This window comes from Hymenobacter sp. H14-R3, assembly GCF_030063445.1.
Lineage (GTDB): Bacteria > Bacteroidota > Bacteroidia > Cytophagales > Hymenobacteraceae > Hymenobacter.
The window spans coordinates 78,334-99,009 of the sequence record NZ_JASITD010000002.1; the positions used below are offsets into that span (position 1 = coordinate 78,334).

Annotated in this window: 19 protein-coding genes; 10 read left to right on the forward strand and 9 right to left on the reverse strand. The window is 62.3% G+C overall.

Going from position 1 to position 20,676, the window contains the following annotated elements; translation table 11 throughout:
* Nucleotides 1-70 precede the first annotated feature (70 nt).
* The 6 genes from QMK33_RS02320 to QMK33_RS02345 form a co-directional block, all read right to left on the reverse strand.
* Nucleotides 71-1,042, reverse strand: coding sequence for a deoxyhypusine synthase family protein (locus QMK33_RS02320; protein ID WP_283562934.1), 972 nt, complete (start codon nt 1,040-1,042; stop codon nt 71-73).
* A gap of 107 nt (nt 1,043-1,149) precedes the next feature.
* Entirely contained in the window at nt 1,150-1,695 is a 546-nt protein-coding gene (gene hslV / locus QMK33_RS02325) for an ATP-dependent protease subunit HslV (protein ID WP_283562935.1), read from the reverse strand.
* Nucleotides 1,696-1,850: 155 nt separating this feature from the next.
* The gene (locus QMK33_RS02330; RefSeq protein WP_283562936.1) at nt 1,851-4,400 is read right to left on the reverse strand and encodes a TonB-dependent receptor; all 2,550 of its coding nucleotides are present in this window, start codon (nt 4,398-4,400) and stop codon (nt 1,851-1,853) included.
* A 126-nt stretch (nt 4,401-4,526) separates the two neighbouring features.
* Complete coding sequence (locus tag QMK33_RS02335; RefSeq protein ID WP_349361670.1) at nt 4,527-5,546, reverse strand: IS701 family transposase; 1,020 nt, start codon at nt 5,544-5,546, stop codon at nt 4,527-4,529.
* Between the two features lie 105 nt (nt 5,547-5,651).
* Complete coding sequence (locus tag QMK33_RS02340; protein ID WP_283562938.1) at nt 5,652-7,361, reverse strand: dihydrolipoyl dehydrogenase family protein; 1,710 nt, start codon at nt 7,359-7,361, stop codon at nt 5,652-5,654.
* 86 nt (nt 7,362-7,447) lie between these two features.
* Nucleotides 7,448-8,071, reverse strand: a complete 624-nt coding sequence (locus QMK33_RS02345) for a histidine phosphatase family protein (protein ID WP_283562939.1) — start codon at nt 8,069-8,071, stop codon at nt 7,448-7,450.
* Between the two features lie 207 nt (nt 8,072-8,278).
* Between QMK33_RS02345 and QMK33_RS02350 the strand changes: the two genes are divergently transcribed.
* The 5 genes from QMK33_RS02350 to QMK33_RS02370 all read left to right on the forward strand — a co-directional run bounded on the left by QMK33_RS02350 (nt 8,279) and on the right by QMK33_RS02370 (nt 13,465).
* Entirely contained in the window at nt 8,279-8,713 is a 435-nt protein-coding gene (locus tag QMK33_RS02350; protein ID WP_283562940.1) for a hotdog fold thioesterase, read from the forward strand.
* On the forward strand, nt 8,713-9,948 hold the full coding sequence (locus QMK33_RS02355) for a chorismate-binding protein (protein WP_283562941.1): 1,236 nt from the start codon (nt 8,713-8,715) through the stop codon (nt 9,946-9,948). The genes QMK33_RS02350 and QMK33_RS02355 overlap by 1 nt, the downstream gene beginning before the upstream one ends.
* Nucleotides 9,949-9,998: 50 nt before the next feature.
* Nucleotides 9,999-11,837, forward strand: coding sequence for a 2-succinyl-5-enolpyruvyl-6-hydroxy-3-cyclohexene-1-carboxylic-acid synthase (gene menD, locus QMK33_RS02360; protein WP_283562942.1), 1,839 nt, complete (start codon nt 9,999-10,001; stop codon nt 11,835-11,837).
* Nucleotides 11,838-11,947: 110 nt separating this feature from the next.
* On the forward strand, nt 11,948-12,772 hold the full coding sequence (menB, locus tag QMK33_RS02365) for a 1,4-dihydroxy-2-naphthoyl-CoA synthase (protein WP_283562943.1): 825 nt from the start codon (nt 11,948-11,950) through the stop codon (nt 12,770-12,772).
* Between the two features lie 222 nt (nt 12,773-12,994).
* Nucleotides 12,995-13,465 (forward strand): DUF305 domain-containing protein, encoded by a 471-nt coding sequence (locus QMK33_RS02370; protein WP_283562944.1) that lies wholly within the window; start codon nt 12,995-12,997, stop codon nt 13,463-13,465.
* Nucleotides 13,466-13,526: 61 nt separating this feature from the next.
* Here QMK33_RS02370 and QMK33_RS02375 read toward each other — a convergent pair whose 3' ends face one another.
* Complete coding sequence (locus QMK33_RS02375) at nt 13,527-13,718, reverse strand: hypothetical protein (protein ID WP_283562945.1); 192 nt, start codon at nt 13,716-13,718, stop codon at nt 13,527-13,529.
* A 247-nt stretch (nt 13,719-13,965) separates the two neighbouring features.
* Between QMK33_RS02375 and QMK33_RS02380 the strand changes: the two genes are divergently transcribed.
* The 5 genes from QMK33_RS02380 to QMK33_RS02400 all read left to right on the forward strand — a co-directional run bounded on the left by QMK33_RS02380 (nt 13,966) and on the right by QMK33_RS02400 (nt 17,911).
* Nucleotides 13,966-14,712: a DUF1266 domain-containing protein gene (locus QMK33_RS02380; protein ID WP_283562946.1), complete on the forward strand. Its 747-nt coding sequence runs from the start codon at nt 13,966-13,968 to the stop codon at nt 14,710-14,712.
* Nucleotides 14,713-14,733: 21 nt separating this feature from the next.
* On the forward strand, nt 14,734-15,309 hold the full coding sequence (gene ybiA, locus QMK33_RS02385; RefSeq protein ID WP_283562947.1) for a riboflavin biosynthesis intermediates N-glycosidase: 576 nt from the start codon (nt 14,734-14,736) through the stop codon (nt 15,307-15,309).
* A gap of 94 nt (nt 15,310-15,403) precedes the next feature.
* Nucleotides 15,404-15,853 carry a hypothetical protein gene (locus QMK33_RS02390; RefSeq protein ID WP_283562948.1) on the forward strand — a complete coding sequence of 150 codons (450 nt, stop codon included), beginning with the start codon at nt 15,404-15,406 and terminating at the stop codon, nt 15,851-15,853.
* 24 nt (nt 15,854-15,877) lie between these two features.
* Nucleotides 15,878-17,008 (forward strand): AMP-binding protein, encoded by a 1,131-nt coding sequence (locus QMK33_RS02395; RefSeq protein WP_283562949.1) that lies wholly within the window; start codon nt 15,878-15,880, stop codon nt 17,006-17,008.
* A 6-nt stretch (nt 17,009-17,014) separates the two neighbouring features.
* Nucleotides 17,015-17,911 carry a DUF481 domain-containing protein gene (locus QMK33_RS02400; protein ID WP_283562950.1) on the forward strand — a complete coding sequence of 299 codons (897 nt, stop codon included), beginning with the start codon at nt 17,015-17,017 and terminating at the stop codon, nt 17,909-17,911.
* 225 nt (nt 17,912-18,136) lie between these two features.
* Here QMK33_RS02400 and QMK33_RS02405 read toward each other — a convergent pair whose 3' ends face one another.
* Entirely contained in the window at nt 18,137-18,895 is a 759-nt protein-coding gene (locus QMK33_RS02405; protein ID WP_283562951.1) for a hypothetical protein, read from the reverse strand.
* Between the two features lie 92 nt (nt 18,896-18,987).
* Nucleotides 18,988-20,481, reverse strand: a complete 1,494-nt coding sequence (locus QMK33_RS02410; RefSeq protein WP_283562952.1) for a TlpA family protein disulfide reductase — start codon at nt 20,479-20,481, stop codon at nt 18,988-18,990.
* Nucleotides 20,482-20,676 lie beyond the last annotated feature (195 nt).

Here is a 20,676-nt window from a genome sequence, read left to right on the forward strand (position 1 = left end):
GAGCGCAACGCGCAAAAAAGGCCCGCCGCTGAGATTCAGCGGCGGGCCTTTTTGGTAATTTACTGCGCGATTATTGCCCCAGCACGATGGCAAAAATCAGCGGAGCCACGATGGTGGCGTCGCTTTCGATAATGAACTTTGGCGTGTTCTGGCCCAGCTTGCCCCAGGTAATTTTCTCGTTGGGCACGGCACCCGAGTAGCTACCGTAGGAGGTAGTCGAGTCCGAAATCTGGCAGAAATAGCCCCACAGCGGCACGCTGGTGCGGCCCAGGTCCTGGTGCAGCATGGGCACCACGCAGATGGGGAAGTCGCCGGCAATGCCGCCGCCAATCTGGAAGAAGCCGACTTTGCTCTCGTTCGTGGCCTGCTTGGTGTACCAGTCGGCCAGGTAAATCATGTACTGGATGCCCGTGCGCATGGTGTGCACGTTCTTGATGTCGCCGGTGATGACGTGGCCGGCGTAGATATTGCCGAGCGTCGAGTCTTCCCAGCCGGGGCAGATGATGGGCAGGTTTTTCTCGGCTGCCGCCAGCATCCACGAATCTTTGGGGTCAATCTGGTAGTACTGCTCCAACTCGCCCGAGAGCAGAATCTGGTAGAAGAATTCGTGGGGGAAATGGGCTTCGCCGGCCTTGTCGGCCTTCTCCCAAAACTTCAGTACCACGTGCTCCAGGCGGCGCATGGCCTCTTCCTCGGGGATGCAGGTGTCGGTTACGCGGTTCATGTGGCGGTCGAGCAGGGCCTGCTCATCGGCGGGTGTGAGGTCGCGGTAGTTGGGCACGCGCTCGTAGAAGTCGTGGGCCACGAGGTTGAAGATATCCTCTTCGAGGTTGGCCCCGGTGCAGCTGATAATCTGCACTTTATCCTGCCGAATCAGCTCGGCCAGCTGAATCCCCATTTCGGCGGTGCTCATGGCGCCGGCCAGGGTAATCATCATTTTGCCGCCTTCGGCGAGGTGCTTGTTGTAGCCATCGGCCGCGTCGATGAGGGCGGCGGCGTTGAAGTGGCGGTAGTGGTGCTTGAGGAAATTGGTGATTTGCATATTATTAAGCTGTTAGCTAATAGCTGCTAGCTGTTAGCTCTTGAGAGATTAAGCCTTGTAAGCTTTCTTGTACGAGAAGCCAATAGCTAGTGGCTATTAGCGAAAAGCTAAGAAGCCGGCTCGGCGATAATCAAATTGTGATTGGTATAGATGCAGATATCGGCCGCGATGTGCAGGGCGTCTTCCACCATTTGGCGGGCCGTGAGGTGCGGGGCGTGCTTCTTGAGGGCCAGGGCGGCGGCCTGCGCATACATGGCGCCACTGCCAATGGCGGCCACGTCCATGTCGGGTTCCAGCACGTCGCCGGTGCCGCTCACGATGAGCAGCTCGTCCTTGTCGCAGACCACCATCATGGCTTCTAACTTGCGGAGGTACTGGTCTTTACGCCAGTCTTTGGCCAGCTCAATGGCGGCGCGCTTGAGGTTGTTGCCGTAGGCGACAAGCTTCTCCTCGAAGCGGTCGAGCAGCATGAACGCATCGGCGGTGGAGCCGGCAAAGCCGGTCACCACCTTGCCATCGTTGAGCTGGCGCACTTTGCGCACGTTGTTTTTGGCTACGGTCTTGTCCATCGTGGCCTGGCCGTCAGCCCCAAGGGCAATCTGGCCGTTGTGGCGCACGCCGAGCACGGTAGTGGAGCGAATTTTTGGGAGCATGGCGCAAAAATACAACCCCCTACCCTAGCGGGCGCGCTCCTACCAAAACGGCCGGGCCGCTGGGCCCGGCCGCTTGGCACCGCTGTAGCGTGGCCGCTGCGAGTCCGCGCGTAGCAACGGCCCACGCGCGGACTCACAGCGTCCACGCTACCTCCCTAAAATTTCGCTTGCAGCTTGGCAAACAGCATCCGGCCGTTGCTGCCCATTTGCACGGGGTCCCAGGCGCCGCCGGTTTCGGTGGCTTGGGGGTTGAAGAAATTGGGGTATTTATTGAACAGGTTGGAGCTGCCCAGCGACAGCCGCAGCTGGTTGGTGAGGGCGTAGCTCAGGGCCACATCGGTGGTGAGGCGCGGGTCGTAGCGGTTATTGTTGCCGTTGTAATCAATCAGCGTTATGCCGCCAAACTCCACAAAGCGCACTAGCGCGCCGAAGCGGCCCAGGCTGTAGTCGAGGGTGAGGTTGACTTTGAAGGGCGGCGCGGAGGCTTTCACGAAGGCCTGCTCGCGGGCGCCGAAAAATGTTTCTTCCTTGCCGGCCAGCAGCGGCGTGGTTTGTACGCTGGTCACGTTCAGGCGGTTGAGATTGCCGGCCAGGGTAGTGGTGAGGCGGCCGCTGCCCACGCCCACGGTGTTGGCCAGCACGGCGTCGAGGCCCCAGGTGGTGGTAGAGGCGGCGTTGGCGAAGAACTGGGCCTGGCCCACGTTCAGGCTGGCCAGCGTGGCCCCAATGGCGCTATCGGTCTGGTCGAAGGTGCCCGTGAGCACAATGCGGTCCTGGATGTGGATGTAGTAGCCATCCACGGTGAAGGTGAAAATGGAGCCGGCGCGGCCCGTAATGCCCACGCTGGCCGAGCGCGACAGCTCGCGCGTGAGCGGCGGAATACCCACGGCCGTGGTCACCGGCCCGTTGTTGCGGTCGAGCAGAATATCCACCGGCTTACCCCCTACCACGTTGGTAAACACGGTGTTGAAGTTAATCTGGGCCAGCGAGGGCGCGCGGAAGCCGGTGCTCAGCGTGCCGCGCAGCGAAAAGGCGTCGCTGAGCTTGAGGCGGGTGGCCAGCTTGCCGGTTACGTTGCTGCCAAAGTCGCTGTAGTTTTCGAAGCGCACGGCGCCTTCTACCAGCCAGGCCTTGGTCACGTCCAGCTCGGCATCGGCATACACGCCGATGTTGTTACGGCTCGCCTTCAGCACGTTGCGCGGCTGAAAGCCGGGAAAGCCCTGCGACCCGCCCGCAATGCCCGAGTTGGGCGCGTAGTTGTTGTAGGAGCCCAGCTCGCCGGCAAAAATCTGGTACCATTCGCGGCGGTATTCGCTGCCGAAGGCCAGGTTGAGGCCCTGCCCCACCGTTTTGAAGCGCCGACTAATGTTGAGGTCTACCACATCTTGCTGGAGCTGGAAGCCGCCCGCGTCGAAGGTGGTGGGCGAGGCCGCGCCCAGCGTGGCGTTCAGCGTGTTTTTCACGCCGTAGTGAAAACGGTTCGAGCCGAAGCTATTGCTCAGGTCCACGTCCCAGGCCCCAAACGTGCCGCGCCCGCCCGCCGCGCCCTGCCCGTCAAAAATGGCGCTGGTGATGATGGGGTCGAAGCCGTTGGGGTAGAGCGTGGCGTTGCTGCGCGGGTTCGGAATGGGGTCGCCGTTGGCATCGCCAACGGTGGGGAAGCGCGTGTAGGCGTAGGCGTCGCCCCGGCGCACGTTGATGCCGCCAAACACGTAGGCGTAAATATTCTCGCTCAGCGGCAGCTTGCTGTTGAGATACACCGAGGTGTTGGTGGCCTTGGGGTCGCCGTACTCGCGGCGCTGAATGCCGTCGGGGGCGGGCACGTTGGCGCGCTGGGTGTGCTGACGCTGGTTGAAATCGGCCGTCAGGTTCACGAAGCCCCCCTTGCCCACGGCCACGCCGTAGTTGGCATTAGCGTTGAAGTTGCCGCCGTCGAAGGTCTTATCATCGAAGCGGTACTTGGCCGTGTACGCGCCGTAGTTGGCGTTGGCGGTCAGCTCATTGGTGCTGGTTTTGAGCACGATGTTGATGACGCCCGCAATGGCATCGGAGCCGTACTGGGCCGACGCGCCGTCGCGCAGAATCTCGATGCGCTCGATGCTGGCCGCCGGAATCGTGTTGAGGTCGGTGCCGGTGTTGCCGCGGCCCCGCGAGCCAAACAGGTTGATGAGCGACGACTGGTGCCAGCGCTTGCCGTTCACGAGCACCAGGGTTTGGTCGGGGCCCAGGCCGCGCAGGCTGGCGGGGTCCACGTGGTCGGCTCCGTCGGCCCCGGTCTGGCGGTTCGAGTTGAAGGAAGGGGCCACGAATTGCAGCAGCTGGTTGACGTCGAGCTGGCCGGTTTTGGCCGTTACCTGCTGCACGTCAATGATATCGACCGGCGAGGGCGAGTCGGTAACGGAGCGGTTGAGGCTGCGCGAGCCCACCACCTGCACGTCGGCCAGCGCGGTGGAGTTGGCGGCCAGGCGTACCGTTAGCGCACCACCCTCGGCGCTCACCTCCTGGCTGGCGTAGCCCAGCGCGCTGATGAGCAGCCGGGGCTGGGCGGTGCGGGCGCGCAGCACAAAGCGGCCGTTGCCATCGGTGCCGGTGCCGTTGTTGGTGCCCTTTTCCACCACCGTGGCCCCGATAACGGGCCGGCCGGCGGCATCCTGCACCTGCCCCGCAAGGGTGCGCGCTTGGGCGTAGGCCGCACTTGTTACCACAACGAAGGGCAAGATTAGTAGCTTATTTCTCATGCGTTTACATAGCTGACGGTGAGCGCCAAATGTACACGTGTTTCCAGATTATCACCTATGACTTGGAGGTGCATAATGGCATAAAATTAGGACTTACGCAAAAGCCAGTGTTGGCTGCATTAATTCATGGCGCATATACGCATCCAAAAACCCTTGTTTAAGTTGATAAACAGTCTTTTTGGTCTGGTAGGCGGCTTGTTTGAGACAGGTCCAGGCGCGCACGGCCAGGGCAATGTGGTTGCGCTGGCTGCGGGCCAGTCGGCACTGGCAGGCCTGCACGCCGGTAAGTTGTTTGAGTTCGCGATGAAACTGCTCAATGGTCCAGCGGACACTGCTTTCTTGTTCAGCAGCGGCCGTGTTCAAGGGCTCGACCTCGTTGGTGAGGAGGTAGTCCGTCCGGTGGGGAGACACCAGTACGCGGAAAAGTTTCAGTTTGCAGTCTTTCGGCATACCCTTCACTTTCAGGATTTTGCCGGTTTCTACTTCTGCTGCCGACCAGTACAGGCAAGCCACGGGCTGGTAGGGCTGTTGGCCGCCGGAATCGTCGACGAGGCGGTTGCTTTTCAACGGGCAGTAAAACGTTTTTTCTGCGTTGAGCAGCCATTTGAACAGGGCCGTGGTGGCGTACCAGCTGTCCATCAGCACGGTGCGATAGGGAATGCCGCGCGGGGCCAGTTGCGCCAGCATCTCGGCCACGTGGTCGAGCTTGGTCTTGCCGTCATTGTCGGGCGCGAAGAGGCGGTAGTCAATCAACCAGAACTGGTCGGTTTCGGGGTTGACGTACACGCAGGTGACCAGGCCGATGCCGGCAATCACGCCGTGGGCGTTGCCGCTGTACTGGCGGCGCACGAGTTCGATGCGGCGGCTGTGGTGTTTATCCAGCACCGTATCGTCAAACAAGACGTAGCCCCGCGCACTCAATACCACCTGCGGGCGCACCTGTTGCCAGAGCTGACGCGGCGTGAAGTGGCTGGTCTTGAGAAAGTAGCGCACGTTGTCGTGCGTCAGGCCCGCCAGATGCTCGGCCAGGTACGTGCCCGTATAATTCACCTGGCTGCTCACCAAAAACTGCCCATAGAGTTGCGCCGTCACTTTCATGGCTTTTCTTTTCAAGTTACGCCTTTTGCGTAAGTTCTAAAAATAAGAAAGTCAGCCGGTGAGGGCTGACTTTCTTGGATAGCTAAGCTTCTTTTGCAGGTATTACCCTGACAACTAGCCTCAAATCAGCATCCGCATCGGGTCTTCGAGCAGGCTCTTCAGGGTTTGCAGGAAGGCCGCGCCGGTGGCGCCGTCTACCACGCGGTGGTCGCAGCTCAGCGTCACCTTCATGATGTTGCCGATGGCCAGCGCGCCATCCTTCACCACGGCGGTTTGCTTGATGCCACCTACGGCCAGAATGCAGGCATTCGGCTCGTTGATGATGGCGGTGAACTCATCAATGCCAAACATCCCCAAGTTACTGATAGTGAAGGTACTACCTTCCCACTCGGCGGGCTGCAATTTCTTGCTTTTGGCCTTGCCGGCCAGCTCCTTCACCTCGGTGGCAATCTGCGACAGGCCCTTGCCATCCGCGTTGCGGACAACCGGCACGAGCAAGCCTTCGTCCACGGCCACGGCCACGCCGATGTGGATAAGCTTGTTCTGGCGAATCTTATCGCCGAGCCACGACGAGTTAATAACCGGGTGCTGGCGCAGGGCCAGGGCCGAAGCCTTGAGCACCAAGTCGTTGAACGACAGCTTTACCGGCGATAGCTCGTTGAGCTTCACGCGGGTTTCCATGGCCTTGTCCATCAGGATTTCCATCGTGAGATAGAAATGCGGGGCCGTGAACAAGCTCTCCGACAGGCGCTTGGCAATCACCTTGCGCATCGACGACACCGGGGTATCGGTGTACGTGCCTTCGGCAGCGGCCGGAGCCGGGGCGGGCGCGGCAGCAGGCTTAGCCTGCGCTGACCCTTGGTTGGCGGCCGCCTGCTCGGGCAGGGCGGCCTGGATGTACTCGCTCGGGGCCGAGGCCGGCGCGGCGGCGGCCGGCGCAGCGGCTGGCTGGCTGGTGCTGGGCTGGGCGTCGGTGAGGTCGCGGGCTACGATGCGGCCGTTTTCGCCGCTGCCTTTGATTTGGCGCAGGTCGAGGCCTTTGTCCTTGGCGATGCTTTTGGCCAGGGGCGAGGCAATGAGGCGGCCGGTGCTGGCTTCGGCCTGCGGCGCGGCTTCGGCGGCGGGGGCAGCCGGGGCCGTTTCGGCCGGAGCCGGGGCCCCGCTTTGGCCACCTAGTAGAGCCTGAATATCAGCGCCTTCCTCGCCAATGATGGCCAGGATGCCGTCAACGGCTACGGCTTCGCCGGCCTTGGGGCCGGTGTAGAGCAGGGTGCCATCCTCGTAGTTTTCCAACTCCATAGTGGCTTTGTCGGTCTCGACTTCGGCCAGTACGTCGCCCGATTTTACCTTATCACCCACCTTTTTCAGCCAGGCGGCAATGGTGCCTTCGGTCATGGTATCGCTCATTTTGGGCATGCGCACTACCGTGGCTTTTTTGCCATTGGCGGGCGCGGCGGCGGCGGCCGGGGCAGGCGCAGCAGCAGCCTGGGGAGCCGGGGCTGGCGCGGCAGGTGCCGGCACGGGCGCCGCGGCGGCCGGCGCGGGGGTGCTACCACCGCCCTGGCCGTTGAGCAGGGCCGAAATATCTTCGCCTTCCTTGCCCACAATGGCCAGTACGCCATCTACGGGTACAGAATCTTTCTCTTTGGGGCCGATGTAGAGCAGGATGCCGTCCTCGTAGTTTTCCAGCTCCATAGTGGCCTTGTCGGTCTCGACTTCGGCCAGGATGTCGCCAGCTTTCACTTTGTCGCCTACTTTCTTGAGCCAGGCCGCGATAACCCCTTCGGTCATCGTGTCGCTCATTTTCGGCATTTTGATAATTTCGGCCATCGGAATTACAGATTGGGATTGAGGGCCAAAATTAGCCGCCAAAAAGTGGGGAAACAATTGGCCTTTCGGCCGGTGGGTTGCCTAAGTTAGGAAGCAGCCCCCAAGTGGCTTACGTCTAAAAAGTTGCGAATGGTGTAGTGCGCGCCCGTGTAGTGCAGCTTGTAGAGGCAGAGGTTCTGGTGCTCAAAGCCATCCATGCAGCTGAGCGGGTAGCCCAGGAGCTGGCACAGCAGCACGCGCAGGGCGCGCCCATGCAGGCACACGAGCACGATTTCATCGTGGGGCCGGCTTTGCAGCAGCTCGATAAACGGGCGCTGGCGGGCGGCTACTTCGGCCGGGCTTTCGCCGCCGGGCAGGCGGGCGTGGTCGTTGCCGAGCGTCCACTCGGTGAGCACCTGGCCGTATTCGGCGTCTTCCTGGGGCGTGATGCGGCTGCCCTCGCGGTTGCCCCAGCTTATTTCGTTGAGGCCCAGGTGGCGCTCGTGGGGCAGGCCGGCCTCAATAAACTGCTGCACCGATTGCTGGGTGCGCTTGAGGCCTGAGGTGTAGACGCGGGCAAACGGCACCTCCTTATACACGGCCCAAAACTGGGCGGCTTGCGCCCGGCCCCGGTCGTTGAGGTCGGAGTCGATGCCACTGCCCTGCACAATGCCCTGCACGTTGAAGTCGGTTTGGCCGTGGCGAAGAAGGTAGAGTTGCTGAACTGGCACGGGCGGAAGCGGAGTAGTTTTGCCGAACAATGCCGTAAAGTACGGGTTGGCTATTCGTTGTTCGCGTAAAAATCGATTGTCATTGCGAGCGCAGCGCGGCAATCGCACCAGCACGATGGCTGAACGACTGGCGCGAGTATCGTGCGGATACGATTGCCGCACTGCGCTCGCAATGACAGACGATTTTAGCCCAACACAATCAAAAGAATGACTCTCGACGACGTAAAAATCTGGGCTTCCCACCGCCCCACCCTGGCCGACGCGCTGGGCATTGAGCTCACCGACATTACGGAGGACTACCTCGAAGGCCGCATGCCCGTGGATGGCCGCACGCACCAGCCCATGGGCCTGCTGCACGGCGGGGCCTCGGTGGCGCTGGCCGAAACCCTGGGCAGCATCGGAGCAGCCACCCGCATCGACGTGACGCGCCAGGCCTGCGTGGGCCTGGAAATCAACGCCAACCACATCAAGGGCGTGCGCAGCGGCTGGGTGCGCGGCCGCGCCACCGCCCTGCACGTGGGCCGCACTACGCAGGTGTGGGAAATCCGCATTACCCACGAAGAAACCGGCGCGCTGGTGTGCATCAGCCGCATCACGATGGCCGTGATTGACCTGCCGGCCGCCAAGGAAAAAGCCGCCTGATGCAACCCGCTGAACCCCGGCTTCTGCCCTGGCCCGCCGCCGCCGCGGGCCTCGATGCCCCAGCTCGCCTGCGCCACCTGGCGGCCGGGGCCCTGCGCACGGGCCGGCCGCTGGCCATCTGGCGCGCGCCGGACGGCGCGCACGCGCGCATTCTTATAAGTCGCTCGTTAGAAGATACTTATACTGGATTGCCGCCCGCCCTGGATGCGCAGGCCCCGGCCGGCTTCGCGTTCTTCCCGTTCCGCGACTCCGACCACAACCCGGCGCTGTTTTTGCCCGCCGATGTGCAGTACGACCTCGCCCGGCCCGACGTGGTGAGCTTGTCGCCGGCCGCGCGCGCGTTGGTGGGCAACATCACGGCGTGGCTGGCCCTGCCGCCGCCCGCCGCGCTAGCCTGGCACTACGGCCCACAGCCCGCCCCGCCCGCCACCACCGAGGCCGACTATACCGAGCTGGTGCGCACCGGCGTGGCGGCCATCGTAGCCAAGGAAGTGGTGAAAGTGGTGTCGTCGCGGGTGGCGCACCGGCTGCTGCCGGCCGGGTTCGACCCGCTGGTGGCCTTTGCCGGGCTGTGCGAGAAGTACGGCCGTGCCTTTGTGTCGCTGGTGAGCGTGCCGGGCGTGGGCACCTGGCTGGGGGCCTCGCCCGAGGTGCTGGCCGAGGTGACGGCCGATGGCCAGTTTCACACCATGGCCCTGGCCGGCACCCAACCGCTGGTGCCGGGCGTGCCGCCGCAGGCGGCCATCTGGCGGCAGAAGGAGATTGAGGAGCAGGCGCTGGTGGCGCGCTACATCGTGAGCTGCTTCAAGCAGCTGCGCCTGCGCGACTACCACGAGGCGGGCCCGCGCACCGCCGTGGCCGGCCAGTTGCTGCACCTGCGCACCGACTTTGAGGTCGATTTGAAAAACGTACCCTCCCCCGCTTCGCTCGGCACCGATATGCTGCGGCTGCTGCACCCCACCTCGGCCGTGGGCGGCATGCCCAAGGCGGCGGCGCTGGCTTTTTTGAGCCGCTATGAGGGCTACGACCGGGCCTACTACAGCGGCTTTCTGGGGCCGGTAAACGTGACGGCCCCCGGTGTTTCGGGCCTCTACGTGAACCTGCGCTGCTTGCAGCTGCGGCCCACCGAGGCCATCCTCTACGCCGGCACCGGCCTCACCGCCGACTCGGACCCCGCCCGCGAGTGGCAGGAAACTGAGATGAAGCTGCAAACCGTGGGCGCGGTTTTGACTTGAGTATGAATACCGAAAAGAACGTCTTGCTGCCTTTCCTCGCTACCTGTTAAATGAACAACCAAGCCGTTTTCAACATCGCCGAAATCTGCGCCCGGCACGGGATTACCGACGTTATTTTATCGCCCGGCTCGCGCTCGGCGCCGCTCACGCTGGCCTTTGCGCGGCACCCGGCCTACCGGGGCAAGCTGCGCGTGGTGCCCGATGAGCGGGCGGCGGCGTTCATCGGCCTCGGCATTGCGCAGGCCACGCGCCGAACGGTGGTGCTGGTGTGCACCAGCGGCACGGCCGGCCTCAACTACGCGCCCGCCGTGGCGGAGGCGTTTTTTCAGCAGATTCCGCTGCTCATCCTCACCGCCGACCGACCGCCCGAATGGATTGATCAACTCGACGGCCAGACCATCCGGCAGCGCAACCTCTACGGCGCGCACGCCAAAGGCGCGTTTGATTTCCCGGCTGACACCACGCACCCCGATGCCAAGTGGCACGCCGAACGGATAATTAACGAGGCAATTAATTTGACCCAGGCCGGGCCCGCCGGGCCGGTGCAGGTAAATATTCCGCTGCGCGAGCCGTTTTATCCGAAGCCGGGGGAAGACATTGTGTATGAGCAGGATGTGAAAATTATTCGGGAAGACCATACAAATACCATCCTGCCACCAGCCGAAATCCTGGACTTGCGGCGGCAGTTACGCAACGCTGGTCGCGTACTGGTAGTGGCCGGCCAGCAGTCCGAAAGTGCTACCCTCACGGCGGCGCTCTACGAGTTTGCCGAGGCGCAGCAGGCGCAAGTAGTGGCCGATAGCATTGCGAATGTGGGCGACGTACCCGGCGTACGTCGGCAAGATATTTTTCTGGCAGGCCTATCGAAGGAGCAAAAGGAAGCGCTACGGCCCGACTTGCTCATTACCTTCGGGCAGTCGCTGATTTCGAAGGCGTTGAAACTGTTTTTGCGCGACGCGGCCCCCGCTCAACACTGGCACTTACAACCCGCTGGCGAAGTGGCCGACACGTTTCGGCGGCTCACGCGTATTATTCGGGTGCAGCCAGCGGTGTTTTTTCAGCAGTTGGCAGTGTCCGATAGTGAGGACTATAACCCGAACGTAGCGGTTACAGTCTTGAAAACCACTGATTCTAACGGGTTCGAGGGTTCGAATCCCTCCTTCTCTGCGGATGCGCAGATGTCCCAAAAGGTTATCGATGGTTCGAATCCCATCCTCTCTGCTGCCCTACCCATTACTTGGCAGCACGCCGACGCTGCCGCCACACAGTTTCTCAGCATATTTTTTGCTGCCGAGGGTCACCCCTTCAACGAGTTTGCGGCCATGCGTCACGCGTTGGCTAGCCTACCCGAAAGTACCGCCCTGCACCTCGCCAATAGCATGGCCGTACGTTACGCAAACATTATTGGCGTGGACGCTGATGTTGAAGTATTCGCCAACCGGGGCACCAGCGGCATCGACGGCTGCAACAGCACGGCGGTGGGCGCAGCGCTGGCGCAGCCCGAGCGGCCGGTAGTGCTGCTCACTGGCGACGTGGCGTTTTTCTACGACCGCAACGCTTTCTGGCACAATTACCCCACGCCCAACCTACGGGTAGTGTTATTTAATAACCACGGCGGCGGTATTTTCCGGCTCATTGATGGGCCGCGCCAGCAGCCGGAGCTGGACGAGTTTTTTGAAACCACGCAGGCGCTCACGGCCGAGAACCTGTGCCGCGATTTCAAGCTGCGCTACCTGCCGGTGTCGTCGTTTGCTGAACTCAATGCCGCGCTACCGGTTTTCTTTGCGGCCGAAGGCGGCGCGGCGGTTCTGGAAATCTTCACCGACAGCAAAACCAACGCCGCCTTTTTTGAAGAATACCGCGCCGCGGTGAAGCAAGCATTTTCCTAATTTTTCTCAGCGTACCTCAGCGGGTTACCACTGCGCACCTCAGCGGTAACTTCCCGAGGGATGTTCTAGAAATTACCGCTGAGGTACGCTGAGTTTTTACTTTCAAACCTATGTCCGAACCCATCGAGTGGACTCCGATTAAGGAGTTTCAGGAAATCATTTTCTCCCAGCACGGGGGCATTGCCAAAATCAGCATCAACCGGCCGCAGGTGCACAACGCCTTCACGCCGCTCACGGTGGATGAGATGATTGAGGCCATGACCATTTGCCGCAATCGCACCGATATCGGCGTCATCGTTTTTACCGGCGAGGGCGGCAAGGCCTTCTGCTCGGGCGGCGACCAGAGCGTGCGCGGCCACGGCGGCTACGTGGGCGGCGACGCAGTGCCCCGCCTCAACGTGCTCGATTTGCAGAAGATGATTCGCAGCATTCCGAAGCCCGTAATTGCCATGGTGGCGGGCTGGGCCATCGGCGGCGGCCACGTGCTGCACGTGGTGTGCGACCTCACCATTGCGGCCGACAACGCCCGCTTCGGCCAGACGGGCCCCAACGTGGGCTCGTTCGACGGCGGCTTTGGCGCGAGCTACCTCGCCCGCGTGGTGGGCCAGAAAAAAGCCCGCGAAATCTGGTTTCTCTGCGACCAGTACGACGCCCAGGAAGCCCTCGATATGGGCCTGGTAAACAAGGTAGTACCCCTAGCCCAGCTGGAGGAAACCACCGTGGCCTGGTGCAATAAGATACTGCAGAAGAGCCCGTTGTCGTTGCGCATGCTGAAATCCAGCTTCAACGCCGAGCTCGATGGCCAGGCTGGTATTCAGGAGCTGGCCGGCAACGCCACGCTGCTCTACTACCTGAGCGAGGAAGCTAAGGAAGGCAAAAACGCCTTCCTCGAAAAGCGCCAGCCCGACTTCTCAAAGTTTCCGAAATTCCCGTAGCCGCCGGCGTGCAGGTTTCGATAGCCAGACGTACAGGATTTCTGCCAAGGCAGGAATTCTGTACGTTTTTTATTGCCCGCTTACCAGGCTGGCAGCTAGTTGATTAACCATAAAATCAGTTGGGCTGGCAAGAAGACTGAAGCCGCCGGGTCCCGCCGCCGGCGCATAACCCCTTGCTAACCCATACGTTAGAACGAGTTCTTTACTTAGCCCCTTCCAGCCATGCAGCGGCAAATGCAACCCAGCCACTACCCCAAGTTTTTCGTGATGCTCGCGGCGTCCTTCGTGCTCATGTACGTGGTGATGTACCTCAACACCTACGAGTGGGACCACGTGTATTTCAGCCTCATGCGCTTTTACATGACGTGCCTGATGATTGTGCCGATGGGCTTTCTTATGCTGGGTTTTATGGGCTCGATGTACCCCAAGCGCAGCCTCAACCTGCTTATTGGCGGCGCGGGCATGCTATTTTTTGTAGTCGTGTATTTTCTGATGCGCACCCAGTCGTTGGTGGGTGATGTGCTGTGGATGGAGGCCATGATTCCGCACCACTCCATCGCCATTCTTACCAGCGAGCGGGCCAACATTAAGGACCCCGAAGTGCGTAAGCTCGCCGATGGCATTATTGAAGCCCAGAGGCGCGAGATTGGCGAGATGAAGGCGATGATAAAAAGGCTCAAAGCCTCGCAGTAGACCCAAAAAAAGCCCTGAACAGGGCTTTTTTTATACACAGATATCGGTAGCAATCAGTCTATTAGAAGCTAAAGCCCAGCGCGTGCAGACTGGCGCACAAGCCCGAGAAAAACCGGAGTCGCTCTTGCTTACGGCCTTTTTTCAGGGCTTTGGCGCGGGCCTTAAGGGCGGCGAGCTTGGGGCATGGCGCGGTGGTGGCAATAGTGCCGGTGGCCGGCACCGATTCGGGCGAGGAATGCGGGTAGGTTGGCATGGTGGGTGGGAGCTAATGTACCGTAATATACTGATTTTTTTCGACAAAACCAAGCCAACTCCCCCAGCATAACCCACTTATTACACCCTGCCGAGGAGTATAGGAGCCCCTGGCTGCTGACCAGCGCAGGCTTTTCTGCGTAGGTTTCCGGGCGCGTTATCGGCGCTTAGCCCTCCTCCATTGCCGCTTTGCCTACCAGGGCAACCCCAGTAAAAGGGTCCAAAGCCATTCTCTAATTTACAAACGCATGTGGCTGCAAGAAAAATTTAATTCCGCGCTCGACGCTGCGGTCGATTCGCTGCTGGGCCTGCTGGCGAATAAGGACGCGCGCACGCTGACCCGCACGAGTAGCAACATCCGCAAGTACGGGGCGCGCAGCGTGCATTGCTACGACCTAGCCCAGCCCCGGCGGCCGCTCAGCGCTACCGAGGTACGGGCGCTGGCCACGGGCGGCGTGCTGGCTTTTTACAACGACGACCCCATCCGGGTGCTGCCGCCGCTTACCCCCGAGGGCCTGGCCGGCGGCAAAGAAAGCCTGGCGCAGTGGTGGGGCATCACCAACACCGCGCAGGCCATCGAGCGCCTGGAGCGGCTCCAGCACACCGGCCACCGCCAGGAGCTGCGCCCCCAGCTCAAAAGCCAGCCCAAACGCTGGCAGGCCATATTTGCGGCCAACCCGTTTCTCGAAAAGCGCTTCGTCACCAGCATTGCCGCCTGGGACTATGCCCGCATGGTAACCGTGGCGCGCTGGTGCCACGACTACGGCTACCTGAGCTGGGAGCAGGCCTGGCCCTACATCGACGCGGCCACGCGGCTGGCCCTGCTCGAATTCGACTCCTGGGACGGCTTTGCCACGAGCTTCGTGGCCGGCCGCCTCATGTGGAACCCCGACCTGGAAAACCACGCCGACATAGCCCGGCTCACCACTTTTCTGGTCGAGTCGCCCGCCAGCCCGTGGCGCAGCATTCCGTGGCAGCCCTACCCGGTAAACTAACTACCTTTTAAACAAATAGTTATGTTATTGACTTACGACTTACCCTGGCTTATTGCCAATTTTGAAAAGGGAAAGAGAACGAAGTTTCTCTTTTTCTGGGGGCACCAGCGCAGCAAGAGCGGCGACCTCACGGCGGCCTGCTTCAGCCAGTGGTGGCCGGCCCCGTTTGTGGTGGACGGCGTGCGCTATGCTACCACTGAGCATTGGATGATGGCCCAGAAGGCACTAGTATTCAGCGACATGGAAGTATTTAACCAGATTATGGTGGCCAAGTCGCCGGCCGAAGCTAAGGCGCTGGGCCGGCAGGTGCGGCAGTTTGACGAGGCCACCTGGACCAGCCAACGCATGGCGCTAGTGGTACGCGGCAACCTGGCCAAGTTTCAGCAACACCCTGATTTACAAGAATTTATCCTCCATACCAAGGAGCGCGTGCTGGTGGAGGCCAGCCCGGTAGACCGCATCTGGGGTATTGGCCTGGCCGCCGACAGCGAGCGGGCCGAAAACCCGAAGCAGTGGCAGGGCCTCAACCTGCTCGGCTTTGCCCTGATGGAAGTGCGCGACCAGCTGCGAGCGCCGGCCAGCGGAATCGCTTACTGAGGCCAGGTAGGAAAAGCCCGGGCGGCGGCCGGCCACACCAGTTTTTTACCAAAGCCCGCAATCATTCAGAATTCCTCAGCACCACTTGCCTGCCATGACGGACGCAGAATATAACCTGGCCATCCAGCGCTTTCGGCGGAGCCACTGGCTGCACTTTGGGGTGCAGGGGCTGTTGATGAGTGGCGCGGCGCTAGCGGGGAAAGGGAAGCTAACTACGGCCGTGGCTGGCAACTCGTGGCTCATTACCTGGCCAATCTGGGTAGCCCTTACGCTGGCGCTGCTGCTACTCGGCATGGTTCTGTATACTGTTTGCCGGCGCATCAGGCCTAATCTGCGGCGGCCGTACGCTGAAAACATGCGTATTTACCAAAGCCGGCTGGTCGTGCGCAATAGCCTGGTGGGCTTATCGAGCTTACCTCTGCTCGCTGCCAACTTATTCACGCACCAGGGCGTAATTCTGGTGGCCTATGTTGGCCTGCTACTACTTTTGGGCTGGCGGCTGGTGCCTTCGGCGCGCACCTACCAGCGCTGGCTACTCAGCTAGCGGGCGCTTTTTCTTATTCATAGTATGGCTTCTGCTTCCCCCAACCTCCCCACCTCGCTCCTGCTCAACGGCCGCGAGTTCAGCTACGAATCCATTAAGCAAACTGATAACCCGCACACGGCCCTCAACGGCTACGAAGCGCGGGTGCTGGAGCTGCTGCGCCAGTGGCTGACGGGCGCCCAGGAGTTTGGCCTGCGCACGTCGGGCAGCACCGGGCAGCCGCAGCTTATTGTGCTGACGCGCCGGCAATTGGCCGCGTCGGCGGCCCGCACCGGCGACTACTTCGACCTGGGGCCCGGCGACCGGGCGCTGGTCTGCCTCAACGCCGAGTTTATCGGGGGCAAGATGATGCTGGTGCGCGGCCTGGAGCGCCACCTGCACCTGACGGTGGTGGAGCCCCACGCCGACCCGTTTGAGGCGGTACCGGCCGAAGCTGAGTTTGACTTTGCGGCCTTCGTACCCTTGCAGCTGCGGGCGGTGCTGGCGGCGGGCCGGGCCAATCGGCTCAATCAGATGCGGGCCATTTTGGTGGGTGGCGCGCCCGTGGAGCCGAGTTTATTGCGCGAGATTCAGCAGCTGAAAGTGCCGGTGTACCTCACCTATGGCATGACCGAAACGGCCTCGCACATGGCGTTGCGGCTGCTCAACGGGCCCCAGGCCTCGCCGCACTACCGGGTACTGCCGGGCCTGCACCTGGGCCAGGATGAGCGCGGCTGCCTCACGGTGCGCGGCGACGTGACCGACGACCAGCTCATCACCACCAACGACCGCATCGAACTCGTTGACAAACACACGTTTGACTGGCTGGGTCGGGTCGATTTCGTCATCAACTCGGGCGGCGTGAAGGTGCAGGCCGAGAAGGTAGAGCAGGTGCTCGACGTGGCCCTGGCCGAGCTGGGGCAGTCGCGCCGCGCCTTCGTGGCCGGCCGGCCCGACGAGCGCCTCGGCCAGGCCGTAACCGCCTACGTGGAGGGCGCCGCCCTACCCGCCGCCGCCGAAAAGCGCCTGCTGGGCCTGCTGGCCGCCCGCCTCGGCAAATACGAGGTGCCCAAGGGCGTGCAGTACGTGCCCGCCTTCAAGGCTACGGCCTCGGGCAAGCTCGACCGGGCGGCCACGCTGCGCGGCGCGGAGAGCCCGCGCCGCGAACGCTACTAGTTGTTAATGAATACGTTATACCAATTTTTTGCGCGCCACCGGCAGCGGCGGCGGCGTGGTGGCCTGCTAATGGCTACCAGCCTCGTTTTTGCGAGCCCGGCCCTGGCCCAGGCTCCCGACTCGGCCGCCACCGCGCCCAGCCCCAAAGTAGCGGCCGACACCACGGCCGCCCCGGTAGTAGCCGCCAGCAGCGGGGCCGCGGGCGGGGTGCCCTCCTCCGAGTTTGAAACCTACAACGTGAGTGGCACGGGCATTCGCTACACGGCGGCGCTCACGGGCATCTACAGTACCGGCACCGTGGAGCGGATGTACCTCACTACCAGCCACACCGGCAACCTGGCGCTGGGCAAGCACTGGCTGCTGCCAGCGGCGCTCAACTTCAGCTACGGCAAGCAGGATGGCGTGCTGCGCGAGCGCGAGCTGCTGGGCTTGTTCACGCCCGCCTACCGGCGCGGGCGGCTCAAGTACTACGCCCTGGCCGAGGGTGAGCAGAGCAACTTGCGCGCCATCAGGCGGCGGCTGGTGGGCGGCGGCGGCGTGGGCTACCAGTTTTACCTCGACACGCTGCGCAATGAGGTCACGCTCAGCCAGTTCTTTCTTTATGAGCACACGGCGTACCTCGATGGGCTGCTACGGCAGGTGCCCCGCAGCTCGACGCGCCTCAAGCTGCGCTTTAGCAAGGGGCCGGTGGTGCTCACGGCGCTGGGTTTTTACCAGCCCTCCCTCCAGAATTTTGCTGGCGACTACCGCGTGAACACCAATACCAGCCTGAGCTTCGGCGTGAGCCGGCACCTGGCCCTCACGGCCGCCTACTCCTACTCGTTCGAAAGCATTGCCGTGGAAAACCGCAGCGCCCTCAACACCAACCTGACAGTGGGCTTCACGTATTCAACGGGGAAATGACGCCTGACTAAATACCTTTTTTTCAGGTATATAACTTATGAAAAACGCCAGTCATTGCGAGCGCAACGCAGTGGCGCGTGGCAACCTTTCCTTCACATTAGGGTTACTAACCCGACAATTAGGAGAGATTGCCACGCGCCACTGCGTTGCGCTCGCAATGACCGGCGGCTTCCGCGTAATTTAACCAAGCCTGACGGGCTTCTTGCCCCCTCTCCCTGCCGCCGCTTACCGCAAAAACTTTTGGCGCGTGCTGCGGTCGAGGCCGTGTACGCGCAGGTCTTTTTGCGAGAAAAAGGGCTCGTGGCGACGCGTGATTCTGATGAGTGGGCCGATGAGAATTTTGGCCCGGACGTAAAAAATGGGGCCGCTGACCTCGCGGCGCACCACGGGCGTCACAAATAGGGGTTGGCGCCAGCCCGCGCCCGCGCCCAGGCTGGCCCAGGTAAAGAGGCGCATTTGGGCGGCCATGGAAGGCTCGATGAGGGCAATGAAATCGCGCGGCGAGCGCTGGCGGTAGAATTCGTCATCGGTGTACTCTACGCGCACCGCGCCCATGCCGCCTTGCAGGTTGGCCCCCAGCTCCCAGCGGGCATTTTCGAGCACAATGTACTCGCCGTAGAGGGCCACGTTGTAGAAACGCAGGGTAGCATCGGCTTCGTCGGCGGCGTTGTCGGGCGGCTCCAGGCGGGTAGGGATGCGGCTACTGAGGAAGTAAAAGGCCGCGCCCGTGCGCACCCGGCCGCGCCACTCCAGCCCCAGCTTAATGCCATTGATGGTGGAAAAGTGGTCGTTGATGATGGAGTAGCGCGAATCGACCTGCACCACCAGCTTGCGGCGGGCAAACACGGGGGACCGCAGCGAATCGGGCGGGGCGGGCGCGGCTTCGGCGGCTTGGGCCAGGTTGGCACTCAGCAGCGCCGCAAGCAGCAGGCCCCGGCCCGCCAGCAGCCGAAGCAGCCGAAATAGTAGCGTAGTAGGTAACAAGGAACAAGCCGTATTCTTCACGGGCCCGGGCTGGCTGGCGCGCCCAAACCGTTATAGGTAATAGTCAGAGAAGCTCAACAGGCCAACCCTGGCTAGGGTTTCAGGGCCGCTTCTAGGGCGGTGTCGATGGCCGGGCTGTTGGAGGGCTTGGGCGGGCTGTTGGTTATGATGCGCCCATCGCGCCCAATGAGCCAGTAGCTCGGGATGGACTGCACGTTGAACGCCCGCGCCGCCGGGCCGTTGAACGCGCCAGGGTCGTGCAGCTGCACCGCATTAGACTCAACTACTTGTTTATCAATAAGATACTTCTGCCAGTCGGCCGCTTTGCTGTCGAGCGACACGTAGAGAAAAACCACGTCGCGGCCCGCAAATTTTTGGCGCAGCGCCAGGCTAGCGGGCATTTCGGCCAGGCAGGGGCCGCACCAGGTGGCCCAAAAATCGAGGTAAACTATTTTTCCACGTAAGCTACTGAGCGACAGTTTTTTGTTGCTCGCATCTGTCAAAGTAAAATTGGGGGCGGGCTGGCCGCTGGCCAGGGCCAGGTGGGTGCGCACGGCTTGGCGCAGGTCGCGGGCAATGGTCGAGTCGCGGTTATTAGCTTGAAAGTCAGGCAGCAGCGGGCGAATATCGGTGTGCTCGCTCTCGACCTTACCCAGCAGGTACTGGCCCACGGCCACATCGCGCACCGAGCCCGCGCCGAGGGCCTCGGTAGCCAGGCGGTAGAGGCGCGCGCCGGCCCCGGGGCCAGTGGGCAGGTTGCCGGCGGCGTCGTTGAGCTGGGTGAAGCCGTAGGTCATCAGCAGGCTCTGGAACGCGCTCTGGCTCAGGGCCGAATCTTGGCGATTGAGTTGCATGTCGCGCAAAAAATCGTAGTAGCCCACCGGCAGCGTGGCGTAGCCGTCGCGCACCCGCGCCGCCGGCTGCCGCGAAGTGTAGCTGAGCAGCGAGCCGGCCCACTCGTAATCAATAGCCTGGCGCTGCTGGTGCACAAAGGCGGCCGGCAGTGGGTGGGCCGCCGCGTAGGTGGCCAGGGCGGCCAGGCGGCGCTGGCGGTAGGCCGCGGCGGCCGTGCGCAGGGCGGCGGCACTGAGGGTGGCGGCGCGGGCATCGGGGGTACGGCGGGCTTCATCGTCGCGGCTAGCTACTAAGTAGCTTTCGGCCAAGTAGTTATTGGCATTGGCATTGGCCCCAGCCCCGGCAAAGGCCAGCGACTGGTCAAACCGGGCGGGGTCAACGGTGAGGCGCAGGGCGTTGCCGGGCGCCAGGTAAAGGGTAGCCGCCGAGCTGCCGTAGTCGAGGCGGGCTTCGGCGGGGGCAGCCAGGAGGGGCAGCACCAGCCGAAAATCGCCGGCGGCGCTCACCGGGGCTTCCACGGTTTGGGTGAAGCGCCCGCGCCAATCGGGCCCGTAGCTGAGGCTGATGGTGCGGGCCGTGGGCTTGGCCACGTGGCCGCTCACCACTACGCCGCCGCTTACCGGCGCGGCCACTGCCGCCGCCCGCAAGGCGGGCAGCCTACCGGGCCGGGCCGGGCGGCGCGCCTGCGCGGCCCCCAGCAGCGGCAGCCCAGCCAGCAGTAGCAAAGCCACTTTTTTCACTGAAAAAACGGCGCAATCAATCAACCTGGCACCCATGAGTAGTGAGCTGTTGGCTTTTGGCTACTAGCTTCTGGTCTGACTAACAGTATCTTACGAACAAGACGATGTAAAGTCAATTTCAACTAGCTACTTAGCAAGGCCGGGTGGCCCCGGCCCCGCAAAGATAACCGGGCCCACCCCAGCCCT